This window comes from Streptomyces endophyticus (genome assembly GCF_035798155.1).
Lineage (GTDB): Bacteria > Actinomycetota > Actinomycetes > Streptomycetales > Streptomycetaceae > Streptomyces > Streptomyces endophyticus.
On the sequence record NZ_JAOZYC010000111.1, the window covers coordinates 83,512 to 109,112 of the forward strand.

At 72.0% G+C, this 25,601-nt stretch carries 17 protein-coding genes and 1 pseudogene; 5 read left to right on the top strand and 13 right to left on the bottom strand.

The genetic code is table 11. The annotated features are described in order from the left end of the window. Positions 1 to 19: 19 nt before the first annotated feature. Positions 20 to 1,283: pseudogene (mgt, locus tag OKJ99_RS17075) on the bottom strand (macrolide-inactivating glycosyltransferase). A gap of 127 nt (positions 1,284 to 1,410) precedes the next feature. Between mgt and OKJ99_RS17080 the strand changes: the two are divergent. After that, entirely contained in the window at positions 1,411 to 2,319 is a 909-nt protein-coding gene (locus OKJ99_RS17080; RefSeq protein ID WP_326017165.1) for a phosphotransferase enzyme family protein, read from the top strand. 72 nt (positions 2,320 to 2,391) lie between these two features. Here the strand turns inward: OKJ99_RS17080 and OKJ99_RS17085 are convergent, their stop codons facing one another. From OKJ99_RS17085 to OKJ99_RS17100, 4 genes are all read right to left on the bottom strand, one after another. Further along, positions 2,392 to 3,114 carry a 3'-5' exonuclease gene (locus OKJ99_RS17085; RefSeq protein WP_326017167.1) on the bottom strand — a complete coding sequence of 241 codons (723 nt, stop codon included), beginning with the start codon at positions 3,112 to 3,114 and terminating at the stop codon, positions 2,392 to 2,394. Between the two features lie 110 nt (positions 3,115 to 3,224). Then, entirely contained in the window at positions 3,225 to 4,493 is a 1,269-nt protein-coding gene (locus OKJ99_RS17090; RefSeq protein WP_326017169.1) for an SAV2148 family HEPN domain-containing protein, read from the bottom strand. A gap of 129 nt (positions 4,494 to 4,622) precedes the next feature. Continuing rightward, positions 4,623 to 5,942, bottom strand: a complete 1,320-nt coding sequence (locus OKJ99_RS17095; RefSeq protein ID WP_326017171.1) for a copper amine oxidase — start codon at positions 5,940 to 5,942, stop codon at positions 4,623 to 4,625. 40 nt (positions 5,943 to 5,982) lie between these two features. Then, entirely contained in the window at positions 5,983 to 6,768 is a 786-nt protein-coding gene (locus tag OKJ99_RS17100; RefSeq protein WP_326017173.1) for a Tat pathway signal sequence domain protein, read from the bottom strand. 146 nt (positions 6,769 to 6,914) lie between these two features. Between OKJ99_RS17100 and glgX the strand changes: the two genes are divergently transcribed. Continuing rightward, positions 6,915 to 9,032 (top strand): glycogen debranching protein GlgX, encoded by a 2,118-nt coding sequence (glgX, locus tag OKJ99_RS17105; RefSeq protein WP_326017175.1) that lies wholly within the window; start codon positions 6,915 to 6,917, stop codon positions 9,030 to 9,032. Here the strand turns inward: glgX and OKJ99_RS17110 are convergent. Then, positions 9,007 to 10,269, bottom strand: a complete 1,263-nt coding sequence (locus tag OKJ99_RS17110) for an MFS transporter (protein ID WP_326017177.1) — start codon at positions 10,267 to 10,269, stop codon at positions 9,007 to 9,009. The two genes, glgX and OKJ99_RS17110, sit on opposite strands and share 26 nt — an antisense overlap. An 81-nt stretch (positions 10,270 to 10,350) precedes the next feature. Here OKJ99_RS17110 and treY point away from each other — a divergent pair, with 81 nt between their 5' ends. After that, positions 10,351 to 12,822: a malto-oligosyltrehalose synthase gene (gene treY, locus OKJ99_RS17115; RefSeq protein WP_326017179.1), complete on the top strand. Its 2,472-nt coding sequence runs from the start codon at positions 10,351 to 10,353 to the stop codon at positions 12,820 to 12,822. On the opposite strand, the gene OKJ99_RS17120 is transcribed toward treY, so the two are convergent. Then, positions 12,782 to 14,032 (bottom strand): cytochrome P450, encoded by a 1,251-nt coding sequence (locus OKJ99_RS17120; protein WP_326017181.1) that lies wholly within the window; start codon positions 14,030 to 14,032, stop codon positions 12,782 to 12,784. The genes treY and OKJ99_RS17120 overlap by 41 nt on opposite strands. Positions 14,033 to 14,220: 188 nt before the next feature. Here OKJ99_RS17120 and OKJ99_RS17125 point away from each other — a divergent pair, with 188 nt between their 5' ends. Then, positions 14,221 to 15,462, top strand: coding sequence for a M14 family zinc carboxypeptidase (locus OKJ99_RS17125; RefSeq protein WP_326017183.1), 1,242 nt, complete (start codon positions 14,221 to 14,223; stop codon positions 15,460 to 15,462). A 15-nt stretch (positions 15,463 to 15,477) separates the two neighbouring features. On the opposite strand, the gene OKJ99_RS17130 is transcribed toward OKJ99_RS17125, so the two are convergent. Next, positions 15,478 to 16,029 carry a DUF1707 and FHA domain-containing protein gene (locus OKJ99_RS17130; protein ID WP_326017185.1) on the bottom strand — a complete coding sequence of 184 codons (552 nt, stop codon included), beginning with the start codon at positions 16,027 to 16,029 and terminating at the stop codon, positions 15,478 to 15,480. A gap of 193 nt (positions 16,030 to 16,222) precedes the next feature. On the opposite strand from OKJ99_RS17130, the gene treZ reads away from it, so the two are divergent. Further along, positions 16,223 to 17,989 (top strand): malto-oligosyltrehalose trehalohydrolase, encoded by a 1,767-nt coding sequence (gene treZ, locus OKJ99_RS17135; RefSeq protein WP_326017186.1) that lies wholly within the window; start codon positions 16,223 to 16,225, stop codon positions 17,987 to 17,989. A 54-nt stretch (positions 17,990 to 18,043) separates the two neighbouring features. Here the strand turns inward: treZ and OKJ99_RS17140 are convergent, their stop codons facing one another. From OKJ99_RS17140 to cyc2, 5 genes are all read right to left on the bottom strand, one after another. Further along, positions 18,044 to 18,949, bottom strand: a complete 906-nt coding sequence (locus OKJ99_RS17140; protein WP_326017188.1) for an aminoglycoside phosphotransferase family protein — start codon at positions 18,947 to 18,949, stop codon at positions 18,044 to 18,046. A gap of 6 nt (positions 18,950 to 18,955) precedes the next feature. Further along, entirely contained in the window at positions 18,956 to 20,083 is a 1,128-nt protein-coding gene (locus OKJ99_RS17145) for an aminopeptidase P family protein (RefSeq protein WP_326017189.1), read from the bottom strand. Positions 20,084 to 20,227: 144 nt separating this feature from the next. Further along, on the bottom strand, positions 20,228 to 20,899 hold the full coding sequence (locus tag OKJ99_RS17150) for a PDZ domain-containing protein (RefSeq protein ID WP_326017191.1): 672 nt from the start codon (positions 20,897 to 20,899) through the stop codon (positions 20,228 to 20,230). Between the two features lie 166 nt (positions 20,900 to 21,065). Next, a complete protein-coding gene (phsA, locus tag OKJ99_RS17155) occupies positions 21,066 to 23,006 on the bottom strand; it encodes an O-aminophenol oxidase PhsA (RefSeq protein ID WP_326017192.1) in 1,941 nt (646 codons plus the stop codon). An 89-nt stretch (positions 23,007 to 23,095) separates the two neighbouring features. Then, positions 23,096 to 25,336 carry a germacradienol/geosmin synthase Cyc2 gene (gene cyc2 / locus OKJ99_RS17160; protein ID WP_326017194.1) on the bottom strand — a complete coding sequence of 747 codons (2,241 nt, stop codon included), beginning with the start codon at positions 25,334 to 25,336 and terminating at the stop codon, positions 23,096 to 23,098. Between the last annotated feature and the right edge of the window lie 265 nt (positions 25,337 to 25,601).

A 25,601-nucleotide genomic window follows, 5' to 3' on the forward strand; every position in this document is an offset into this window, starting at 1 on the left:
GTTCCGTGAAAAATCGCGTCTACAGCACCGCCTCGATGAGATCGGCCGCCTGCCGTGTTCCGCCCTCGTCGGCCATGTCCTGCTGAAGCGCGGCGAGGCGGCGCGCCACCTCCGGGTCGTCGACCAGCGCGAGGACGGCCTCGCGGAGCGTCTCCGCGTTCGCCTCCTCCATGGGTACGTGCCGGGCGACGCCGAGGCCCTGGAGCATGTCGGCGTTGCCGAACTGGTCGACGGCCTGCGGCACGGCGACCATCGGCGTCGCGGTGGCCAGGCCTTCCTGGCTGCCGCCCGCGCCGGCGTGCGTGATGAAGGCGTCGGCCTTCTTGAGGATCGCCAGCTGCGGCACCCACTGACGCACCTCTACGTTGCCGGGGACCGCCCCGAGGTCATCGGCGGTGACATGCTTGCCGACCTGGAGCACGACATGCCAGCCCGGCAGATCGCCGAACGCCTTCACGCACTCCCGGTAGAAATCCGGCTGCTTGGTGAACGACGAGCCGAGCGACACCAGCAGCACGCGCTCGGCGTCGGCGGGGCGCTCCCAGTCGCCCTGCGCGGACCGGTCACCCTGGCAGGCGCCGACGAAGGTGTTCTTCTTCTCGTCGACCCGGTCGGCATTCGGCTGGAGCGCCTTCGGAATGAGAACGAGGGTGCGGTCGTAGACGCCCCAGAATTCGTCGGCGTTCTTCGGTACGCCGGACTCCTTGAGCCATGCGTCGAACTTCTCGTAGTAGGCCTGACCGCGCGGCGTCTTCCGGGGCTCCTCCCACATCGGCTTCGCGACCTCGTCCGCGTACCCCTCCCACGCGACGAGGTTCGGCGAGAGCGTCACCGCGGGCACACCCCAGCGGTGGGCGAGGACGCCCGCCGGGTACGAGGTGATGTCGTGGATGACGAGGTCGGGGACGCCGACCCCTTCCTCCCCCGCGCCGTCCCCCTCGTACGCGGCGATGAGTTGGGGCAGCGCCTGGATCGCGTCGTTCAGGAACGGCTCCACGTTGTCGAGCAGCGTCGTCCCCCACGCCGCCGGGTCGTCGTCGGGACCGGGGAGCGTGGTGCGGTAGAGGACCGGCTCGGCACCGGTCTCGGCGATCTTCTCCTCGAACAGGTGCGGAATCGCGTACGTGACGCGGTGCCCACGGGCGACGAGCTCCCGGATCACTTCGAGACTCGGGTTCACGTGCCCGTGGGCGGCGATGGAGAACATGGCGATATGGGCACGTTTGCCGTGGTTCGGGTTCGTCATGCCCCCCACCGTAAGCGAGACGAGACGTCTCGTGCAACTGTTTTTGTGCGGCCCTGGACCTGGCGGGTCAACGAGCACCCTGCGGCCCATCCACCGAAATTCCGGTGCGAGACTGACCCCGTACCAGGTGAGACGCGGGGCCGCGGGGACGCAGGAGGCACAGCATGGACGAGGCACGGGCACGGGAAGTGCTGGCGCAGGCGGATGTCGTGGACGGCACCGTCGGCACCGCCGGGACAGCGGGTGCCGCGGGTGCGGCGGAGTTGCTCGCGCTCGGAGAGAACGCGGTGTTCGCCGCCGGCGACCTGGTCGTCAAGGTCGGGCGCAGCATCGAGCACGGCGGTGCCGAACTCCTCGACCGCGCCCGCCGGGAACTCGCCATCGCCTCCTATCTCGCCGACCACGACGTCCCCGCGGTGCGCGCCGCGAAGGACGAGGCGCTCCTGGTGGACGGGCACCCGGTGACCGTGTGGCACCGCATCCCGGCGGCCGTCCGCCCTGCCGAGCCGCGCGATCTGGCGGAGCTGCTCGGGCTCGTGCACGCGCTGCCGGTGCCGACCGGGTTCGAGCTGCCGCGGCGGGAACTGCTCGGCGGGGTCGAGCGCTGGCTGCGGCTCGCGGGCGACGCGATCGACCCGGCCGACGCGGACTATCTGCGCGAGCGGCGGGACGGGTTCGCGGCCGCCGCGGCGGCGCTGACCCCGCATCTGCCGGTCGGGCCGATCCACGGTGACGCCCTGCCGCGCAATGTGCACATCGGGCCCGAGGGACCCGTTCTCGTCGATCTCGAGACGTTCTCCTCCGATCTGCGGGAGCACGATCTGGTCGTCATGGCCCTGTCGCGGGACCGGTACGGGCTGCCGGCCGACGCGTACGACGGCTTCGTGTCCGCGTACGGGTGGGACGTACGGGAGTGGGAGGGGTGTGCGGTGCTGCGCGGGGCGCGGGAGACGGCGTCCTGCGCATGGGTTTCGCAGCATGCGCCGTCCAACCCGAAGGCGTTGGCGGAGTTCCGGCGGCGGGTCGCTTCGCTCCGGGACGGGGATCCTGCGGTGCGGTGGTATCCGTTCTGAGGTCGTCGTGCCTGCTCTGAGGTCGTCGTGCCTGCGGCAGGCTCGGGGGCTTCGCCCCCGGACCCCCACTCCTCAAACGCCGGAGGGGCTGGTTATGCGCATCGGCCACACCGTGTCGATCACCGCGTCCGGATTGCCCTTCCTGCGCAGGAAGTTCTGGAAGTCGGCCGCCGACTCGGCGTACCACTCCACCTGTCTGCGATGCAGCTCGGCCACGCCGAGCTGCGCGACCTTCGCGTGCCGCTCGCCTATCGCACGGGCGAGCAGCGCCGCCGCCAGGGCGTCCGCCGAGGCGTCGTGCGCGGCGTCGAGCGGGACGCCGTACTCGGTGCAGACCGCTTCAAGGTTGCGCTTGCCCCGTCGGTAGCGGTCGACGCTGCGGTCGATCGTGTACGGGTCGACGACCGGTGCAGGATCCACCCCCGCGAGGCGCTCGCGCAGGGACGGCAGCCCGTGCCTGGCGAGCTCGGCGGAGAGCAGGGTGAGGTCGAACGTCGCGTTGTACGCGACCACGGGCACGCCCGTGCGCCAATAGCCCACCAGGATCTCGGCGAGGGCGTCGGCGACCCGGTCGGCCGGCTCGCCCTCGGCGGTCGCCCGCTCGTTGGTGACACCGTGCACCGCGATCGCTTCCTCGGGGATCGGCACTCCGGGGTCGGCCAGCCATTGCCGGTACCCGAGGACCGCGCCGTCCTTCACCTCTATGACGGCGGCGGTGACGATGCGTGCCTCGCACGGATCGGTCCCGGTCGTCTCCAGGTCGAAGCCGATCAGCAGCTCGCGGTGCCAGCCCATGGCAGCCCCCTTCTCGTGGTGCGTTCCCCCAGTGACCACCACCTTCGCACGCCCCACTGACAATCCCGCCGGGCACCCGGCAGGGCCCGGCCGAGGCCCGGCAGGGGCCGCTACGACACCGGCCGCGCGTCCGCCCAGGCCTGCTCGAATTCGTCGCGGTACGTCACGAAAAGGCCGTTCTCCCCGGTATCCGCCGACGCGCTCGCCTTGACGACGCGCCCCCCGCCGCGCAGTACGAGGACCGGCGCCTCCATCCCCCGCGTCCTGCGCAGATAGGACTGGACGACCGCGATGCCGTCCGAACCGTCGCCGTCGACGAGGTAGGCGTTGAAGCGCGGCGTCTCGTCGAAGACGCGGACCTCGAAGGCGTCGGGGTCCTTGAGGCGGGCCCGCACCCGGCGCATGTGCAGGATGTTCATCTCGACGGAGCGGCTCAACTCGCCCCGTTTGAGCCCCAGTTCCCTTTCGCGCCGTTTGACCGCACTGGACGCCGGGTTGAGGAAGAGGAGCCGTATGCGACAGCCCGACTCGGCGAGGCGGACCAGGCGGCGGCCCGAGAAGTTCTGCGCGAGCAGGTTGAGGCCTATGCCGATGGCGTCCAGTCGCCGCGCCCCGCCGAAGAGGTCCTCCGCCGGGAACTGGCGCAGCAGCCTGACCCGGTCCGGGTGCACCCCCACCACGTCCGCGTACCGGTCGCCGACCAGGTCCTCGACGGCGTCGACGGGCAGTCGGCGGGCCGAGGGGATGTCGGAGCCGGCGCCGAGCATGTCCAGGAGCCGGGAGGAGGCGCGCTCGGCTTGGGCGAGGACCGTCTCCGAGAGGGCGCGGTTGCGGGAGACCACGTTGCGCGTGACCTCCAGCTCGTCCAGGGCGAGCTCGACGTCGCGGCGGTCGTCGAAGTACGGCTCGAAGCACGGCCAGTGCTGCACCATCAGCTCGCGCAGCTGCGGCAGGGTCAGGAACGACAGCACGTTGTCGTCGGCCGGGTCGAGGAGATAGCCCTTGCGGCGGCTGACCTCGCGCACGGCGACGGCCCGCTGCACCCACTCCTGCCCGGCGGGTCCGGCCGCCGCGACCACCCAGTCCTCGCCGTGCACCGGCACGTAGACGGGGCGGAGCACGGCGGCGACGACGGCGCGCAGCCGCTGCTCCACCAGGTTCAGCCAGATATAGGCCCGCCCGGCGCGTTGCGCGCGCGTACGGACCTCGCGCCAGGCGTCGGCCCCCCAGTCCAGTTCCGGTCCGATCTGGGACGAGACGTCCATAGGCCTGGCCAGTGACACCGCTCCGGGCGGGATCTCCGTGGAGGCTGCCTCCTGGCTGTCCTGGCCCTCGCGACCGTCGTCACCAGGGGGCAGCTCCAGCCCTCCCGAGCTCACCCGCTCCGCACCGCCTTCCGCTCCCCCGAGTTGTCGTGCACGAACCTGTGGACCACTTCCCCCAGCAACGATCAAGGAAGGGTACTCCGGGAGCGGGTGGCGATGCAGCCGGATGAAGCCGCTGGTTTCTCAACTACCGTTTCGGGGAACCCCGTTCTGCCCCGCGAGGTCGGCGGGAGTGAGCGGATTCATAGCGGTCACGTCCCTGGGGGCCAGGGAAAAGCCCTGCCAGTGCACGGGCATGGGCTGCTGGTCCTCGTCACGGGCGATGTGGTGGAACCCGATGTTGACCCAGGTGATCGGGTGCTTGAGCGTCTGACCGTTCACCCACTTGTTGACGCTCGTGCCACCGCAGTTCGCCGCCGGATTGTCGCTCGCGTACTGCTCGCACTTCTTGTACTCGGTGAAGTAGACGTCGTGCTTGGTGAAGGCGCGTCCGGGGAACTTGTTGGAGCGGCCCGGGACGAACTCGTACGACCTCGGGTGGTTGTCCTTGTTCTTGCCCGCGGTGGAGACCACGCGCCACCACCGCATGTCCTTTATGTCGCCCGCGAGTTCCTTGGTGACGGGGGTGCGGGTCGTCTTCGTCTTGGGCGATCCGTCCCCCTGTGGCGGCGTCACCTTGGAGTCGTACTGCTCGACCTTGGCCTTGGGGGAGCCGTCCAGGCCGAAGTTGAGCCTCCAGAAGACGTTGTGGTTGTGGCTCTCGGCGTAGGCGCTCGCGCCCTTGCCGATGGGCCAGCCCTTGCCGTCGGTGCCGTCGTAGTCGTACGGGGAGAGGCTGCCGGTGGCGCCCACATTGGACGTGATGGTGCCGTCGGAGGCGAAGCGCCACTCGGTGATGTACTCGTACCAGGACGCCTTGTTGACCGTGTAGACGAGCAGGTCCTTGCCCTGGGCGCTGAAGACCTTGCCGCTGCCTCCGGTCGAGTCGTCGTCACTCAGCCGGTACGCGTGCCCACGCGCACGCGTGGTCGTGCACAGCCCCTTCACGTTGCCCATGTCGGGGACCTTGACGGTCTTGATGGTGCCGCCGGGACACTCGCCCGGCTTCAGGTTCTGCAGAGCCTGCCCGAAGTCGGTGCCGGTGACGTCGTCGTACTCGGCCTCCCCGTCGTCGTAGGGGACATGGACCTGTGCGAGCCGTGCGCTGGTGAGGACGCGGATCGGCTGGGCCTCACCCTTGGGCTGGTAGCTGACGTCGTCAAGGACGAGCCCCGACAGCGTGTTGTAGTGCCAGCACATGCGCCAGGTGGTGCCGCCGTCGAGGGTCTGCTCGATGCGGTACGCGTCCGAGCAGGCAGGCGCGGCGGCCCGGGGCGCCTGTGGCGGGGCGGCCGTGGCGGCGGGTGCGGTGGCGAAGAGGCCGGCGAGCAGCGCGGTGACCGCGAGACCCGCGACCGCGAGTGCGGGCCTTTTGCGGGCGCGCGGAACTCTGTTGACGTGCATACGGAAGCGCTCCTTCATGGAGGAGAGGTCGGCGAGGTCCTCAGCCGAGGCGGGAGACGGTGCGGGCGCTCAGGTCGACGACGAGGGCGCGGGTGTCGATCCACGGCCCGTTGACGACCTTGGTGATGACACGCAGGCAGCGGTGCTCGCCGCACTCCTTGAGGCCGGCGGGGATGTTCGCGACGGTCTTCTTGCGGAACACCATGCCGCTCAGCTGCAGTTGGTCCGGCTTCGCGAGCTGCTTGCCGGTGGCGTCCTTGTAGTCGCCCTTTACGTCGGCGCCCAGTGGATCCGCGATCAACAGCTGGGCCGCCTCTGTCAGTTCGTCCCGACTGGGCGGCGGCTGCACGCCCTGGTCGGTCCTGCTGTCCTCGACCTTCCCCGTGTCGAGGTTCACCGTCTTCGTGACGACGGAGTCGCTCTTGTAGTCGTAGTACACGACGTCGGCACGGCGTTCGCCTGCGGCGGCGCCGCTGAGTCCGGGGTCGACCTCTGTCAGGTTCGTCGACAGGTGCTGGGGGCCTCGGTCGCCCTCCACGTCCCGCGCGTCCATCCGTAGGCCGTTGCCCGCCGTCGCCAGCTTCTCGGCGCGCTCCGTCTCGGCGTCCGTGAGCGGATCGCGCCCCACCCCCTTCGCGTCCTCGGCCGGCGCCGGCTCCACGGTTCCCTCCGGGGCCACCGCGTCCTGCCGTGCGGCCCCCGCCCTGCTCATGCCGCTCCCGCCGTCATCCGGCAGTGTCACGCCGACCGCGACGGCACCGCCCGCCACCGCGAGCGCCACCACCGCCATCAGCTTCCCGAGATGGCGTCTTACAGTTGTGCGCACATCTTCCCCCAACTTCCCCGGCAGCCCCGGTCGAGGACTGCCGGTCCGACATGGTCGTCGTGTTAGAGCCCTCCAACTCCCGTGTGGTTGCCTCACTTTCGGGCAGAGAGTGTGCGATGTCGCTCGGGGAAGGAAGAGTCGTCAGCATGCAGGTCTGGCCTGGACAGGCGTTTCCACTGGGTGCCGCGTACGACGGTGCCGGGACGAACTTCGCGGTCTTCTCGGAGGCCGCCGACCGTATGGAGCTGTGCCTGTTGCACGACGACGGCTCGGAGACCGCGGTGGAGCTGCGGGAGGCCGACGCCTTCGTGAGGCACGCGTATCTGCCGGGGATCATGCCGGGGCAGCGCTACGGGTACCGGGCGCACGGCCCGTACGAGCCCGCGCGCGGCCTGCGCTGCAACTCGGCGAAGCTGCTGCTCGACCCGTACGCGCGCGCCATCAGCGGGCGGATCGACTGGAACGAGTCGGTGTACGGCTATCCGTTCGACGCGCCGGACGAGCGCAACGATCTGGACTCGGCGCCGCACACGATGGCGTCGGTGGTGGTCAATCCGTACTTCGACTGGGGTGACGACCGGTTGCCGCGCACGGAGTACCACGAGACGGTGCTCTACGAGGCGCATGTGAAGGGCCTGACGATGCGGCATCCTTCGCTGCCCGAGGAGTTGCGCGGCACGTACGCGGCGCTCGCCCATCCGGCGGTCATCGATCACCTGACGGAACTGGGTGTCACCGCGCTGGAGTTGATGCCGGTGCACCAGTTCGTCAATGACCACCGCCTGGTCGAGATGGGGCTGAACAACTACTGGGGCTACAACACGATCGGCTTCTTCGCCCCGCACAACATGTATGCGTCGTGGGGCGACCGCGGCGAGCAGGTGCTGGAGTTCAAGTCCGCGGTGCGGGCGCTGCACCAGGCGGGCATCGAGGTCATTCTGGACGTGGTCTACAACCACACGGCCGAGGGCAACCATCTGGGTCCGACGCTGTCCTTCAAGGGCCTCGACAATCCCTCCTACTACAGGCTGACCGACGACCCGCGTTACTACATGGACACCACGGGGACGGGAAACTCGCTCCTGATGCGGTCCCCGCACGTCCTCCAGATGATCATGGATTCGCTGCGCTACTGGGTCGAGGAGATGCACGTCGACGGGTTCCGCTTCGACCTGGCGGCCACCCTGGCCCGGCAGTTCCACGAGGTGGACCGCCTGTCGTCGTTCTTCGACCTGGTGCAGCAGGACCCGGTGGTCTCCCGCGTGAAGCTGATCGCGGAGCCCTGGGACGTCGGCGAGGGCGGCTACCAGGTGGGGAACTTCCCGCCCTTGTGGACCGAGTGGAACGGCAAGTACCGGGACACCGTGCGGGACTTGTGGCGCGGCGAGCCGCGCACACTCGCCGAGTTCGCGGGCCGGCTGACCGGCTCGTCGGACCTCTACCAGGACGACGGACGCCGCCCGCTCGCCTCCATAAACTTCGTCACCTGCCACGACGGTTTCACCCTGCGCGATCTGGTGTCGTACAACGACAAGCACAACGACGCCAACGGGGAGGGCAATCGCGACGGCGAGAGCCACAACCGGTCCTGGAACTGCGGCGCCGAGGGCGAGAGCGACGACACGGCGGTGCTCGACCTGCGGGCCCGCCAAATGCGCAATTTCATCGCTACGTTGATGCTGTCGCAGGGCGTCCCGATGCTCAGCCACGGCGACGAGTTCGGACGCACCCAGGGCGGCAACAACAACGCCTACTGCCAGGACAACGAGGTGGCGTGGGTGCGCTGGGCCGACTCCGACGCCGCACCGGATCCGTTCCTGGAGTTCACGCGCGCGATGGTGCGGCTGCGCCGCGATCACCCGGTGTTCCGCAGGCGGCGCTTCTTCCACGGCCGCCCGGTCGAGGGCACGCACGACGACCTGTCGGACATCGCGTGGTTCACCCCGGAGGGCGAGGAGATGGCGCAGCGGGACTGGGGCGTGGCGCAGGCCCGTGCCCTGTCCGTGTTCCTCAACGGCAACGCGATCTCGGAGCCCGGCGCGCGCGGCGAGCGCATTCAGGACGACTCGTTCCTGCTGCTGTTCAACGCATCGCCGCAGCCCAGGGAGTTCGTGGTCCCGGTCGACCACGGGCGCCAGTGGCAGACCGTCGTCGACACGGCGCTGACCGAGGGCCTTTCGGCGGGCGAGGGTCCGAAGGTGCAGGCCGGCGACCGGGTCACCTTGCAGGGCCGCAGCCTCACGGTGTTGCAACGGCCGGCGTAGCCGTCTCGCCGGCCGCCTGGAGGGGCCGTACGCGCAGTGCGACGAGGAAGGCGAGCCCGGCGGCCAGGCTGCCCACCGCGAAGGCGGCAGCGGCCCCGTGGGCCTGCGCGAGACGGCCTGCCACGGCGAGCGTGACGGCCTGTCCGCCGACGAACGCGCTCACCGCGGCCGTCATGCCCTCGCCGAGCCGTTCGCGCGGCACGGCCTGCTCGGTGAGCCCGAACCCGGTGATCAGGTTCGGGGCGAACAGGGCGCCGAAGACGGTCACCGCGACGTACAGGAGCGCCATGGAGTGCGTGACGATCAGCGGGAGCGACAGGAGGGCGGCGGCCGCGGTGGCGACGCGCCAGCGGGCCCGCAGCGTGAACCGGGCGGGCACCGCCGCCATGGACAGGCCGACGACGGCGCTCATGACGCCCATGGCGGCGTAGACGAGCCCCGCCTGGTCGCTGTGTCCCAACTCCTCGGTGAGCGCGGTGATTCCGGCGCCGCAGCCGCCGAGCAGGATGCCGAGGAGGACGAGCCCGACGCGCACCACCTTGACCTGGCGCGGCAGCCGTGGCCGGTCCGCCCGCGCGCGTGGCCGCGTACCGGCCGGGGCGGGCGGCACCGCCGTGGCGGTCGGGTGCAGCGCGAACGCGGTGCCGCAGACCGCGACGAGGAGCGCGGCCGCGCCGAACGCGTAGGCGGGGTGCGCCACCACGGAGGCGACTCCGATGAGCGCGGGGCCGAGGACGAAGCTGAGCTCGTCCATGGTGGACTCCAGAGATAGCACGGCGTTCACCACCCGTTCGTCGCCGCCCTCACGCCGCACGAGCGCGACGCCACGGGCACGCGCGAGCGGCCCGATGCCGGGGACGGTGGCGCCCGCGAGGACACCGAGCGCGATCAGCGCCGCCGTCGGCAGGCCCGCGAGGGCGCCCAGCGTGTAGGCGGCGATCGTGAGCCCGTTGAGCAGCGCGAGGGCGAGGACGACGGGGCGCTGGCCGCGCCGGTCCGCGAGCCTCCCGACGAAGGGCCCCATGGCCACCTGGCCGAGCGCGAGGGCGCAGGCGACGACGCCTCCGGTGGCGAGGGAGCCACTGGTGCGGGTCACCAGGAGGACGCTGCCGAACTGGATCACCGCGACCGGCAGCCGCCCGAGGAACGACACGACGGGCAGCGGGCGCCCCGTCGCCGCGAGCACCCTGCGGTACGCGTCGAGCGTTCCACCGGCCTTGTTGGATGTACCAGGCATCGTCCGACGTTAACGAGGCACGCGTGCGCGCATGCATGCGGTGATGACACGAAAGGCGGCGGCGCGGGTACGTAGGTTCGCATGACGCCTCAAGCCCCGATGCCGCCCGCGACGCCGACACCGACGACCCCCACGGCGACGTACCGGCTCCAGCTGCAACCGGACTTCGGGTTCGCCGCGGCGGCGGCTGCGGTCCCGTATCTGGCCTCCTTGGGGGTCTCCCATCTGCATCTGTCGCCGGTCCTGGAGGCGGTGCCGGGTTCGACGCACGGCTACGACGTGGTGGACCACACGCGCGTGCGCGCCGAGCTGGGCGGCGAGGAGGGCCTGCGGGACCTCGCCCGGACGGCGCGCGGGCACGGTCTGGGCCTGGTCGTGGACCTGGTGCCCAACCACATGGCGGCGGCCGTGTCGCACAACCGGCCACTGCGCGACATGTTGCGCGACGGCCCCTCGTCTCCGTATGCGCGCTGGTTCGACGTCGACTGGGAGGCGCAGGACGGCCGGGTGCTGCTGCCGGTCCTGGGCCGCCATATAGGCGAGGAATTACCGCACTTGAAGGCGGACGGCGACGTACTGCGCTACTACGAGCACGCGTTTCCGGTGCGCGAGGGCACCGCGGGCCTGCCGCTCCCCCGGCTGCTCGACGCCCAGTGGTACCGCCTCGCCTGGTGGCGTCTCGCCCGCACCGAGCTCAACTACCGGCGTTTCTTCACGATTTCGGATCTGATCGCCGTACGGGTGGAGGTTCCGGAGGTCTTCGAGGCGACGCACGGCACGCTGCTCGCGCTGCTGCGCGAGGGCGTCGTCGACGGGCTGCGGATCGACCACCCCGACGGGCTCGCGGACCCGGGCGCCTATTTGCAGCGCCTGAGCGAGGCGGCCGGTGGCCGGTGGACCGTCGTCGAGAAGATCCTGGAGGACGAGGAACGGCTGCCCGCCGCGTGGCCGGTGGCCGGCACCACCGGGTACGACGCGCTGCGGCACATCGACGGGCTGTTCACTGACCCGGCGGGGGCCGACGAACTCCTGGGTCTGTTCCGCCGGTTCACGGGGGTCGCGGCGGACCGGGGCGGGCACTGGCCGGCGACCGTGCGGCGCGCCGCGCACCGCGTCGTCACGCACGAACTGGCCACCGAGGTGGACCGGCTGACGCGGGAGGCCACCGCGCTGTGCGCCGAGGAGCCGGAGCTGCGCGACCACGCCCCCTGGGCGCTGCGTACGGCCCTGTGCGAGCTTCTGGTGCGGGTTCCGGTGTACCGGCCCTACGCGGCCGGGGGCGCGGCCCCTGAGACGGTTCTGACGGCATCCGCGGCGCGCGAGGCGAAGGCCGCGTTCGCGGTTCCTGAGGAGGCCCGCGCGGTCGACGCCGTACGGGAGTTGGCGCTGGGTCGGCGCGGCGTGGGCCCCGCGCACGCGGAGTTCCGCGCACGGTTCGCGCAGACCGCGTCGGCGCTGCGCGCCAAGTCGGTGGAGGACACGGCGTTCTACCGGTTCACACCGCTCCTGTCGGCCCTGGAGGTGGGCGGCTCGCCCGGGGACCCCGCCGTGTCCGTGGAGGCGTTCCACGCGTACTGCACGCGCGTGCAGCGCGACTGGCCCTATACGTCGACGGTCCTGACGACGCACGACACGAAGCGCAGCGCCGACGTGCGGGCCGGTGTCTGCGTCCTGACGCAGTGCCCCGAGCGGTGGGAGGCCCTCCTCGCGGAGGTCACCGGGCGGACCGCGCGCGGCGGCGGCGCGAGCGCGCCCGACCCGCAACTGGCGTGGGCCGCCTGGCAGACCGTGGCCGGGCTCGGCCCCGCCGAACCGGCGCGGCTGCGGCGCGCGATGCTCAAGCACGCGCGCGAGGCGGGCCTGTTCACGACGTGGACGGAGCAGAACGAGGACTACGAACGCGCGGTGGAGGACTTCGTGGCGTCCGGCCCGTGCGGCCCGCCGGGCAACGAGGTGCTGCGCTTCATGGACGGCGTCGAGCCCCATGTGCGCGCGAACATCCTGGGCGCGGCCCTCCTCCACCTCACGATGCCGGGCGTACCGGACCTCTACCAGGGCACGGAGCACGAGTACCGCGCCCTGGTGGACCCGGACAACCGTGCGCCCGCCCGGCTCGCCCCCATGGAGCACAGCACCAAGGCGGAACTCACCAGGTGCGCGCTGCGCCTGCGCCGCGCGCACCCCGAGTGGTTCGGCGGCGCGGCCACCTACGAGCCGTTGCCCGCCGAGGGCCCCGGCGAGGCGCACTGCGTCGCCTACGCGCGCTCGGGCCGCGTGGTCGTGGCGACGACCCGGCTCTCCTTGCGGCTCGCGGACGCCGGCGGATGGCGCTCGACCCGGCTCGCGCTCCCCGAGGGCGAGTGGGTCGACCTGCTCGCCCCGGAGCAGCGATTCACTGGGCACGCGCGCGTGGCGGCGCTCTTCGCGCATCTCCCTGTGGCGCTCCTCGTCCGCGCCGGCGATGACGATGACGATGACGATGACGATGACGAGGGCAAGGATCTACGGGCCCTCACCGCAGACGTACCACCAGCGCCGCCGGGGACCGCGTGAGCAGGCCCTCGTGGGCGGGCCTGAAGCCCGGCGCCCACGCCATCGACGGCAGCGCCGCCAGCAGGGCGCGCAGCCCCGCGTCGGCGGTGAGCCGGGCGAGTTGGATGCCCGGGCAGCGGTGCCGCCCGGTGCCGTGGGCCAGCTGCCCGGGAGCCGCGCGGAACAGGTCGTAGCGGTCGGGGTCGGCGAACCGGGCCGCGTCCCTGCCCGCCGCTCCCACCAGGCACGCGACCGTGGCGCCCGCCGGTATCGTGCCGCCGCTCACCGGGACCGGCGCGAGCGCCCTGCGCAGGACGACGTGCGCGGCGGGGTCGCGGCGCAGCGACTCGGCCCAGGCGGCGTCGACGAGTTCGGGGCGGGCCCGTACCAGCGCCAACTGCTCGGGGTGGTCGAGGAGGTTGGCGAGAAGCGCGGCGAGGGCCCGGGCGGTGGCGTCCCCACCGGCACCGAGGAGCGTCGCGGCCAGCCCGCAGACGGTGTCGTCGGACAGCGGCCGCCCGTCGGCCCGCGCGGCGCACAGGGCGCCCAGGAGGTCGTCCTTCGGGTGCGCGCGGCGGCGGGCGATCTGCGGGCGCAGGAAGGCGTCCATGGCCGCGGGGGCGCCGCCCAGGTGGGTGAGCCCCGCGCGGCACAGGTCGGCGACGTGGGCGGTGGCCTCGTAGGGCAGGCCCAGCGCGCGGACGACGGCCGCCGCGGGCAGCCAGTGGCAGAACTCCTCGACCAGGTCGGCCTCGTGGCGTCGGGCGAGGCGGCACGCGAGTACGTAGGCGGTGCGTTCGACGCTCGCCTTCAGGGCGGCCAACGCGCGTCCTTGGAGGGCCGGGGCGAGGAGCGCACGCTGGTCGGCGTGCGTGTCCGCTTCGAGGTGGGTGAAGGTGCGGCCGGGCGGCGGAGCGACCAGCCGGGGGTCGGCGAGCGCCGTGCGCACGTCCACGTAGCGGCTGAGGAGCCACGCTCCGAAGGGCTCGTCGAGGTGCAGCGGGCGGGTGGCCCGCAGGGTGCGGTACAGCGGGAACGGATCGTGGGCGGTCCGCGGCGAGGCGAGACTCGGGAGTTGCGTCGCGGCCCCCGCGCGCGGGTAGGAGCCCGGTGCGTAGGGATACGAGACCGGTCCGGAAGGGCACAGCACCGCGGGACTCCACTCTGTACCGGGGCGCGCACCGGTCGCTGCGCGCGGCTCTTCCCAGCGCACCACCGAGGCCTTCGTCACGCAGCCTCCGTTCCACCGTACGAGTGACAGCGGTGACTCAGGGTGACGCAGGGGTCTGACCTGCGCGGGGCCGCGGTGGCGTGAACTCTCCCCTGCCGAGCGGCCCGGGGCCGCTGTATAGGCCTTCTTGACACATGGAGCGGAGCATGGGGTACTGCGGATTGCTGACGCCGGGAGCACCAACGGGGGTGAGTCACCTGACGGAGCAGCGGTACCCCACCTCGGCCGAGTTGGTCCAGTCAGCGCGGGAGCTGACGTCTCACCGCCCTGACCTGTGTCACCTACGCCAGGTCGGGACGTCGCGTGGGGGGCGCCCCCTGCATCTGCTGTCCATAGGGCACGACCGGCGCGCCGTCCTCATCGTGGCGGGGGCTCATGCCAACGAACCCACGGGTGGCCCCACGGCGCTGCACCTGGCCGAAAAGGCGCTCTTCGACCGGGAGTTGCGCACCGACCGATCGTGGCACTTCCTGCTGTGCGCGGACCCGGACGGCGCGGCCCTGCACAACGCTCCGGAGCCGCACTCGCTGCTCGACTACCACCGGGGCTTCTTCAGGCCCACGGGCGCGGAGCAGCCGGAGTGGTCGCCGTCCGTGCTGCCCCCTGACCGGCTCCCTCCGGAGACGAAGACCCTGGTCGGCTTGATCGACGAGGTGCGGCCCTACCTCCAGGTGTCCCTGCACGGCACCGAACTGGGCGGCAGCTGGGTGCAGTTGACGCGGGACATACCGGGGCTCGCCGAGCCCTTCGCCAAGTCGGCCGCCGAACTGCACATACCGGTGGAGACCGGGGCGTCGGACGCGGCGGGCTGGCCGACGTCGGGGCGCGGTGTCCACGTGATGCCGGACCTGGACGCGCAGGCCGCGTTCCCGAGCCTGCCCGACGACGCCCGCCTGTCGACGTGGCACCACGCGCACCGCTACGGCGGCTCCACGGCGATCGTGGAGGTCCCGATGTGGGCCAGCGACCTGGTGGACGACCCGGCCCCGCACCCCGCGCCCGAGCGGGCGCTGCGGCGCCTGTCGGCCCGGCTGAGCCGCGACACCCGGCTCGTGGAGGAGATCCTCACGGAGGCCATGCCCCGGCTCCCGGACACCGGCGGGCCGCTCCTCGGTGCGGCCTGCTGGGCCCTGGGCCTGGTGCCGGGGCTCGCGGACGACTGGGTCCAACCGCCGCCGCCGGGCGCCACGATGGCGTACGTCGGCAGCATCGACGCGTTCGCGCGGCGGCTTCCGCTGCGGGCCGCGGCGATGCTCCTGCGGGTCCTGGAGGAGGCCGACGACCTGGCGGCGCCCCGCCTCGACGCCCTCGTCACACGGTGGTGCGAGGTGTACGCCGAGCGGTTCGGGGCGCGGTGGATACCGGTGGCCCACCAGATCGAGCATCAGGCGCGGACGACGGTGGCGGCGGTGCGGCACGCGCCCGGGTGAGCGCGCGGCCCGGGGTCAGTCGACGGACAGCCGGAACGCCATGCGCCCGAAGGCGACGTGATCGCCGTCCCGGACGACCGCCGCGCCGATCACCCTGCGCCCGTTCACCGACGTGCCGTTGGTCGAGCCGAGGTCGCGCAGCACCCACACGCCGGCCTGCCGGCTCAGCTCGGCGTGCACCCGCGAGACCGTGTCGTGGCTCAGCCGCAGCCCGTTGGCCGGGTCGCGGCCGATGCGCAGCGGGTACGGGGACGCGGCCGGCGGCAGGAGCAGCTTCGGCAGCCGCTCCACGGTCCACGCCCTGCGCAGCCGCACGGTGAACCCGGAGACCGCCCCCACGGTGCCGAACAGCGCCCGCGACCAGCGGCTCTCCTGGTGCAGATCGGCGGTGAGCCGGTCGAGGTCCTCGGTCCTGCGGGCGGCGAACACCAGCTCCATGCGGCGCACGAACGTGTCGTGCGAGAGCCGGCCGAGTGCGACGCCGTCCCTGAGCACCTTCAGCGCACGGTCCCGCTCGGCGTCGGAGAGCCGAGCCGGGTGCGTGTGGTGTTCAAAAGAGGACGTCACAAGGGGAATTGTCGGGCAGCGGAGGCCGAAGTGTCCAGAAAACCGGGAGTGTGGGCGAGCGGTCCGCGGCACTCGACTTCGTGTGACGCATGCCCCAGCGCGGCAAAACGGCCCCGCGTCGATCACAACTGACGCACCATGGGAATCATCCGTCACTGTCGGCAGGCATCCGGTCACGAGGGGGAACGGTCCCGTGCAGTTCGAGGTGTGGGCACCACAGGCCGAGCAGGTAACGCTCCACATACGGGGCGCCGAAGATGAACAGGGCACCACGCGCGCGTTGTCCCGCGACCCGTACCGGGGCGAGGGCTGGTGGTCAGGGCAGACCGAGGCCGTGGACGGCACGCGGTACGGGTTCGCGATCGACGGCGGGCCCGTGCTGCCCGACCCGCGCTCGCGGCGGCAGCCCGAGGGCCCGGACGGGCTGAGCGCGGTCGTCGATCACAAGCGGTACGAGTGGCGCTCGAGCGGGCCGGGACGCGGGCTCGTCGGAGCGGTTCTGTACGAGCTCCATGTGGGCACGTACACGAAGGAGGGCACGCTCGACGCCGCCGCGGGGCGGCTCGGCGACCTCGCCGACCTGGGTGTCACGCACGTGGAGTTGATGCCGCTGTGCCCCATGCCCGGTCGGCACGGCTGGGGGTACGACGGGGTCGCCCCGTGGGCGGTGCACGAACCGTACGGCGGGCCCGAGGCGCTGAAGCGTTTTGTCGACAGCGCGCACGACCACGGCCTCGGTGTCGTGCTCGACGTCGTGCACAACCACCTGGGCCCTTCCGGCAACCATCTGCCCGCGTTCGGCCCGTACTTCACCGACACCCACCACACGCCGTGGGGCAGCGCGATCAACTTGGACGCGCCCGGCTCCGACGAGGTGCGCGCGTACCTGATCGGCAGCGCGCTCGCCTGGCTGCGCGACTACCGGATCGACGGGCTGCGGCTCGACGCGGTCCACGAACTCCACGACCGGCGCGCCCTGCCGTTCCTGGAGGAGCTCTCGGCGGCCGTGGACGCGCTCGCCGAAGAGCTCGGCCGGCCGCTGTTCCTGATCGGCGAGTCCGACCTCGGCGACCCGCGCGTCATCACCCCGCGCTCCGCGGGCGGTCTCGGACTGCACGCGCAGTGGAACGACGACGTGCACCACTCCGTGCACGCGGCCGTCACCGGTGAACGGCGCGGCTACTACGGGGACTTCGCACGGCAGCCGATGGCCGCGCTCGCCAAGACGCTCACGCACGGCTTCTTCCACGACGGCACGTACTCGACGTTCCGCGGCCGCCACCACGGTCGCCCGCTGGACCGCAGCGCCGTCCCCGCGCACCGGCTGCTCGCCTACACGCAGACCCACGACCAGGTCGGCAACCGGGCGCAGGGCGAGCGCCTCGGCGCGCTCGTCGGCCCCGGGCTGCTCGCGTGCGCGGCGACGCTGGTGCTCACCGGTCCTTTCACGCCGATGCTGTTCATGGGCGAGGAGTGGGCGGCGAGCACGCCCTGGCAGTACTTCACCGACCACACCGACGCCGCTCTCGCCGACGCCGTGCGCAAGGGCAGGCGGCGGGAGTTCGCGGCGCACGGCTGGGCCGAGGCGGACGTCCCGGATCCGCAGGACCCGGCCACCCGTGAGCGCTCCTGCCTGAACTGGGAAGAGCGCGAAACGGGCCACCACGCGCGCGTGCTCGCCTGGTACCGCGAACTCATCGCCCTGCGCCGGGCCCGCCCCGACCTCCAGGAACCCGATCTGGCCGCGGTCAAGGTCGCGTACGACGAGCGGGCACGGTGGATCGCCTACCGGCGCGGCGATCTTCGGGTGGCGGTGAACCTGTCGGACGTACCGGTGTCGATTCCGCTGGGGCGGCCGGTGGCACGGCTGCTCGCCGCGTGGGAACCGGTGGAACTGCCGGGCAGGGACGGGGTGCTGACGGTCCCGGCGGAGTCCTGCGTGATCGCGGTGGCGCCGTGACGCCGTGACGCCCTAAGGGCGGACGGGAGCGGGCAGTAGCGACGGGAGGCGGGCTCAGCCCTCCGACACCAGCTCCAGCAGGATCGCCTCCCATGCCCGCTCCGCCTGCACCCGCAGCAGGCCCACGGGGCTGTCGTCGGCGCCGTACAGCCGGTCCCCGAGCCGCACCAGGACATCGCACCGGGCCAGCCACAGCCCCCGCAGGCACGACCGCGGTCCGTACCCCGCCAGCGTCGCGGAGCGGACCGCGGCACGCGCGCCCACCGCGATCGTGAGCCCGGCGATGTCCTCCGCCGCGTCGCCGACGACCGCGTCGGCCCAGTCGAGGACGCCGCGCACCCGGCCGTCCGCCGACACGGTCAGATGCTCGCCCTTGAGGTCGTGGTGGACGAGCACGGTGTCGGGCTGCGGGACGAGCTGCGCGACGGCCCGCGCGGCGAGCTGGTCGAGCCGCTCGGCCTCGAACTCGCCGTCCGCGTCGAGCTTCTGGGCCGCGGCGGCGGCCTCACGGCGCAGGCTCTCCAGCGAGCGCGGCGGCACCTTCGGCACCCCGATCGGCCCGGTCCGCGCGACCGGCACCGCCCGCAGCCCCGCGAGCAGCCCGGCGAGATCCTCCTCGCCGGCCGCGGTGACGTCCCTGACCTCGGCGGACTCCCCGGGCAGCCGCTGGTCGAGGGTGCAGGCGAGGCCGGGCGCCCACTCCCCCACCGCGACGGACGCGGGCACGGCGACCGGGACGTGCGGGCGTACGAGATCACGCAGGCGCAGCTCCCGCCGCAGCCGCGCGGACATCGCCGGGTCGGTGGCCAGGCGCAGCACGTGCGCCTTGCCCACCCACCACGTGGAGTGCTCGCCGCCCTCGGTGACGGGGCGTACCTGCGGAGCGCGGCCGTCCGGAAGCATCGCCTCCAGGACGCGGCGCACGGCGTCGGCAGTGGGCTGCCGTGGCGTCGACGGCATGGCCGCTCAGCCCACGATCGCCATCTCGCGCGCCGTCGCGTTGAGGCGTCGGCCGCCGTCCTCGGTGACGGTCACGATGTCCTCGACGCGGACGCCGAACCGGCCCGGCAGGTAGACGCCGGGTTCGACGGAGAAGCACATGCCCGGCACCAGCTCCTGCTTCTCGCCCTCGATCATGTAGGGCGGTTCGTGGGTGGTGACGCCGATGCCGTGCCCGGTGCGGTGGATGAAGTACTCGCCGTACCCGGCGTCCGTGATGACCTTGCGGGCGACCCGGTCGACGTCCTGGCAGGCGATGCCGGGACGCACCGCGTCGCAGGCCGCGGTCTGCGCCTCCCGGACGATGTCGTGCACCTTGCGCTCCTCGTCCGTCGGCTCGCCGACGTGCACGGTACGGGTGGTGTCGGAGCCGTAGCCGTGCTTGAGGCCGCCGAAGTCGAGCACCACCATGTCGCCGTCCTGGATGACGCGGTCGCTCGCCTCGTGGTGCGGGTTGGCGCCGTTCGGGCCCGAGCCGACGACGGTGAAGTCGACCTGCGAGTGCCCGAACCGCTTGAGCAGTCCGGCGAGTTCACGCGCGATGTCGTTCTCCTTGCGGCCCGCGAAGGCGAGCTTCTTGATCTCCTCGTACGTGGCGTCCGCCGCGGCGCCCGCGGCGGCGAGGCGCTCCAGTTCGGCGGCGTCCTTCACGCCGCGCAGCATCGGCAGGGCCTCGGTGAGCGAGACGTACGAGGTCTCGGGCAGGGTCTTCTGCAGGCCGAGCAGATGCATCGCCCAGGCGTTGTCGCTCACCCCGAAGCGGCCCGTCACGTCGAGCAGCGGGGCGGTGACGTCGTACGGGTTCTTGCCGTCGGTCCAGTCGCGCAGCGTCATCGCGTCGGCGCCGGCGGCCTTGGCGGCGTCGGGCGCCTCCAGGGTCGGCACGACGAGCGTGGGCTCCTGGTCGGCCGCGAGCACGAGGAGCGTGAGCCGCTCGGTGTCGGCCGGCACGTGGTAGCCGGTGAGCCATACGAGGTCGGGGCCCGGCGCGACCAGCACCCCTGCGAGTCCCGCGGCGGCGGCGGACTGAGCGGCACGGTCCATGCGGGCCTTGTAGTCGGCGGCGGTGAAGGGCGCGGGTGTACCGGTCGTCATGTCCTGGCCTTTCGTACGGGTAGGCGCTCATCGGCGTGGGCGTCGTACGGGCAGCCATCCTGCCCGGCGGCGCGGGGCGGCGCGAGACCGACCTCTGCCCATGATTTCAGGCGCCGTGGGCGGGGCGCGCGGCGAACGCGGGCCTCACGTGAGCACCCCCGGTGTGACCGCCAGCTTCTGCAGCTCCCCGTTCGCGTGCCGGACCGTGATCACGACCTGCCGTCCCGGTCTGTTGTCCGCCACGTCGGCCACGTGCGCCGCCAGGTCGAGCGCGGAGCCGACGCGCCGGCCGCCGAGGCCCACCAGGACGTCGCCGCGAACCAGGCCGCCCGTGTAGCCGGGGCCCGGGATGTGCACGGCGACGACGAGCGCGCCCGACGCCTTGGGGGCGTCGACGACCTCCACGCCGAGCCCGCCCCTCGACAGGAGCGACAGCGGCGACAGGGGCGACGCGGGCGGCGTGGGCGCTGTGGTGGGTCCCGGCGTGGGCGCGCTGCTGCTCGGTGGCGGGGCCGCGGGCCGTGCCGCGGGTGGGGCCTGCCGCTTCAGTTCGGCGAGCTTGCTCATGCCGATGACCGTGGCTCCCACGGTGCCGAGGCCGATGCCCGCCAACACGAGCACGACCGCGCACAGCAGCCCGCACAGCACGCTGCACAGGCGCCTGCCGCGCCGCCGGGCGGCGTGCGGCCTGCCGGGCCTCGACGCCGCCGCGGGCCTCGTCAGCGGGTCGCCCGGCGGCTCCGGCCCCGACGTCGTGGTCGATGTCCGGCCCCCGGATCCCGGCATCGACTTGGGACGCAACGCAGTCTGTTCCACGGGTCGCCCGCCTCCGGTCCCTGGCTCACTCGGCCACGGCCAGAGCCCTACCCTCCGCGCACGCCCCCGACGATCCACGAACGAGTGAGAGTGCCGGGGCCGGCTCGAACGCCGGCACCCGGCACCCCGTGCACCTCCCGAATCGGCCGATCAGCCGATCAGCTGATCAGCCGGTGTGACCCCCGTGGCCACCGCCGTGCCCGGCCCCGTGGTCGAACTTCAGGGCTTCCTTCGGAAGCACCACGAAGGGCCGCATCATGCCCATGTCCTCGTGCTCCAGGAGGTGACAGTGGTACATGAACCGGCCGTACGCCCCGTCGAACTTCCCCATGACGCGCAGCATCTGCCCTGGCAGGGCGCGGAACACGTCCTTGTACCCCTGCTCGTTGGGCGGCAGCGGGATCACCGAGTTCGGGTCGAACGCGACCGGCTTGACCGTGCCGCCCACCTTCACGTCGAACCCGGAGGCGTCGTACACGTCCCGGCCGAGTATCTGGAAGTCGGCGAGGTGGATGTGCATCGGGTGCACGACCGGCGGGTTCACCGCGAGGTTGAGGAAGCTCCACTGCTCGTGGGTGCCCTCGCCGATGGTGAAGCCGAGCCCGTCGTTGAAGGTCCGGGCGATACGCCGGTACGTCTTCAACTCACCCTTGTCGTTGATGAGTTGAATGACACCTTCGCTGGGGACCTGGACGCCCTCGGCTCCCGCCGCGCCCTCCGTGTCGGCGGTGACCTCCGCCATCTCCCAGATCTCCGGGTGTCCGCCGCCGCCCTTGGTCGCGGGCGGCGTCAGGACGATCAGCCGGTGCCCGTGCTCGATGTCGTGCGTGAGCCTCCGGAAGGACCCGGACAGCACCTCGGGCAGCACGAACGGCTCCGGGTCACCGCCCTCGCCGACCCGGAACTCCATGACGTGCGGGTAGCGCACATCGCCGGGTACGTCCGGCTCGCCGGGCGCCTCATTGCGGCCCTTGTCGACCAGGCGCACCCGCTTGCCCGCCAGCGACGCGAAGTCGATGAGCAGGTCCATGCGCTCGGCGGGCGCGACGGGCAGCGTCGGCAGCGCGTCGTCGAAGTCGATCGGGACGGGCCGCGGCAGCAGTCCGCCGTCACTGCCGATCTGGTGCACGACGCCGGGCAGCGGGTCGCCGTCCTCGTCGATGAGCACCAGGTTGTAGATCCGCGCGTTCGACGCGTTCACCAGGCGGAAGCGGTACCAGCCCGCGTCCACCTGCGCGTAGGGCCAGATCCGCCCGTTGACCGTCGTGTACGGGCCGCTGAACGGGATGGAGACGGGCTTGCCCGTCTCCTCGTTCGCCGGGTCGACGATCACGGTCTTGTGCAGCAGCCTGCCGTTGAGCCTGCCGTCCTCGTCCGTGTCCAGGTTCCGGTCGGCGAGCAGCAGCGGTATCTCCCGCTCCCCGGAGGGGAGCCCCAGGGCGTCCTCCTCGTCGTCCCGGACCAGGTATGTCCCGTAGAGGCCCGCGTACACGTTCCACCTGGTGATGTTCATGGCGTGGTCGTGGTACCACCACTGCACCGCCTGGTGGTCGTTCGGGTACTCGGAGAGCTGGGCGTCGCCGAAGCCCACCGCGTTGTCCGCCCAGCCGTCGTTGCCGCCGCCGGTCTGCGCGCCGTGCAGGTGCGTCACGGTCCAGGCGGGCAGCGCGGCCACGTCCTCGTTCGCCGGGACGCCGCCGCGGCCGGGCTGTGTGGTCGGCGGGGGCGGCGGGTCCTGCCCCGGCTCGGTCGGCGGATTGGGCACCTCCACCGACGTCACCGGGTACTCGCTGCCCTTCGGAATGCGGTTCGTCCAGGCGATGCGGACGCGCTGCCCGCGCCGCACCTCGATCGTCGGGCCCGGCACCGTCCCCTCGTAGCCCCACATCAGTGTCGGTGGGAGCTGCGGGTGCAGCCGCTGCCACGTGGGCCGCAGCGCGATCTCCGTTTCCTGTCGGACGTCATCGGAGTCGGGCCGCAGTACCGGCGGCACCGTCAACGGCGCCACGTAAGGCGCCAGTTCCCCCACGGCGGCCGCGGCGATCTCGCTCGCGGCCTCCTCGACCCCGGTGAGTTTGTCCGTGATGCGCTCGAAGATTTCGGTCATGAAAAGAACACCCCCGTGTGTTCTCACATCGTCCCCGTTGCACGGCCGCGAACGGCCGGCCTGTCGCGGCCATGAACGGCCGTCTCACCTCACAAGACGGCTGACGCCCCAGCGAAGTTCCCCGAAGCGCCCAATCCGGACGTGCAGTTCTTGAAACCAAGCGGAACCGGAGGCGCCGGAACGCGGCCGGGGACGAAGCCGTGGGCGCGGCGGGCGAGCCAGTCGTCGCGGTAACGGTCCACGTTCGCATGCCAGTGGAGAATGCCCACCATCCAGTTCCGCAGGTCCTCGACATAGCCGTCGAGGGCCGTGCGCGCCTCGCGGTCGAGGCCGAAGTCCTCGTAAAGGACGGGCAGTTCGTGCTCGACGATGTGCTCGAACTGCCGCATGCGCTGCGTCATGAGGTCGTTCACGATGCCGAGGGCCGTCGGGTAGTCCGCACCGAAGAAGTTCTGCACGACCAGGATCGCGTTGTGGATCTCGCCCTCGTACTCGATCTCCTTCTGGTACGAGTACACGTCGTTGAGCAGCATCGCGTAGTCGATCGCCGAGTTCTCCAGGGCGCGCACCGGGCCCGTGCGGTAGATCTCGGGCGGCACGGCGGGCCCGTGGCCCGTTCGGCACAGGCTCAGGGTGAGGTCGGAGCCGAAGGTGGCGCGGCGCATCTCCAGGTAGTCGACCGGATCGGGGATGCGGTTCTGCAGCTGGTTGGCGACCTCCCACACCCAGCTCTCCGTCATGACCTCGACGGCGTCCTTCAGGGTGCGGCGCTGCTCCGGGGTCATGTCGGCCGTGGTGCGCCGCCACAGGTCGGCGAGGCCGCGCTCCATGGCGTTGGCCGGCGGCGGGATCTCCTCGCCGTTCACGGGCATGCAGTCGGCGAGCCGCGCGGTGCAGAGTGTGGCGGCGGCCGGGTCGCGGCGGTGCCCGAAGATCAGCGGGTAGTAGTCGTCCCCGTAGGTGCCCCAGGCGAGCCACTGGGAGCTGAGGTCGAGCGCCTCCGGTGAGCCGTCCGGGTCGAGTCCCGCCGCGCACAACGGCAGGTCGTAGGCGCGGAGTTTGTCCTCGTCCCAGACGCCCTCCCCCAGGATGCCCATGCGGTGCGTCCAGGGGAGCAGCCGCGCGCGGGCCCCGTCGAGCTCCGGGTTGAGGCTCAGGGCGAACGGCATGTAGATGTCGGGGATCAGGGAGGGGCCGACCTTCTGGAACGGCACGTGCGTGTACGCGCGTAGGCGCTCGGCACCGATGCCGTCGAGCAGCGCCCGTACGTCCGTGGAGCCGGCCCCGAGGCCGCTCGGCCCGCCCAGGGGCGGGCCCGACCGCGCGGCGGCCTCCTTGTTCATGTAGCGGCTCGACCGCATGTGCCACTCGTGGCCGCCGGACTGCCAGTCCTGCAGCCCGCGCGTGTACGCGGCGACCGCGGCTACCTGGTCGGGCGTGAGGCCCTTCGCCACGGAGAGTGCGGGCACTTCGGTCAGCGCGGTGTGCTCGAACTGGTGCAGCCGCGAGGTCAGCACGTCGTTGACGGCCTCCGCCGCCTCCTGTGTCGTGCAGCCGAAGAAGGTCTCCAACACCAGGACCCCGTTGGAGAGTTCCCCCTCGTCCCTGACCTCCCTCTCGTAGGAGAAGAGGTCGTTGCGCAGATGCACGGCGTCGGCGAACGTCTCCATGAGGACGCGCAGGGGCCTCGACCGCGCGACGGATGTCGGGACTTCGGCGGTCGCGTACTCCACCAGGCCCGCCGACCAGGGGGCGCCGCCCACCTTGCGGCGCATCTCGATGTACTCGACGGGGTTGGCGATCCGCCCCTCGTTGATGTTGGACAGCTCCCACATCGACTCGTTCAGGAGGTGCTCGGTCGACTCCGCGAAGCGGCGCCGCCAGTCCATCGACATGGCGGGCACGGTGCGCCGCCACAGGTCGATGAGGCCCGCCTCGACCGGGTTCTCCGGCTCGGGCACGGGGGTGTCGAGCTCCATCGGCATGAACAGCGGCAGCCGGTCCAGGTGCGCCTTGCCGGCCGTCCGGTCGTTCGTGCGCTTGTACATGTCCAGGAAGTGGTCGTCGAAGAAGAAGACCCACACGTACCAGTCGGTGATCAAGGAGAGCGCCGGGCCGTCGCAGTCGGGGTGCGTGTACGCGCACAACAGGCCGTAGTCGTGCGCGTCGAGGTCCCCCTGGTCCCAGACACCGCTGCCCTCCAGCATCCCCATCTCGCGGGCCCACACCGTGGAGTGGGCCCGCGCCTCGTCCAGGTGCGGATTGAGCCGGGCCTGGTACGGCATGTAGAAGCGCGGCAGACGGAAGGGCTGCGTGGACTCGTATGTCATGGGCGCCGCCCTACCCGTGGCCGTCAACCGGCATCCACGGGGCGGAACATGATCGTCCCATCGCGTGAACCGGGATTGTTCGACGTACGTTCTGGGAAACGCACGCCCGTTGCCCGTACGAAACGAAGGACCTACGTTGCGCATCAGGACCACGTCGACCGCCGCCCGCTGCCTGGTCACCCTGGGCGCTGCCACCGCGCTCGCCCTCGGCGGGGCGGCCCTCCCGGCGTCCGCGGCCCCCGCCCCGGCCCCCGCCCCGGCCGCC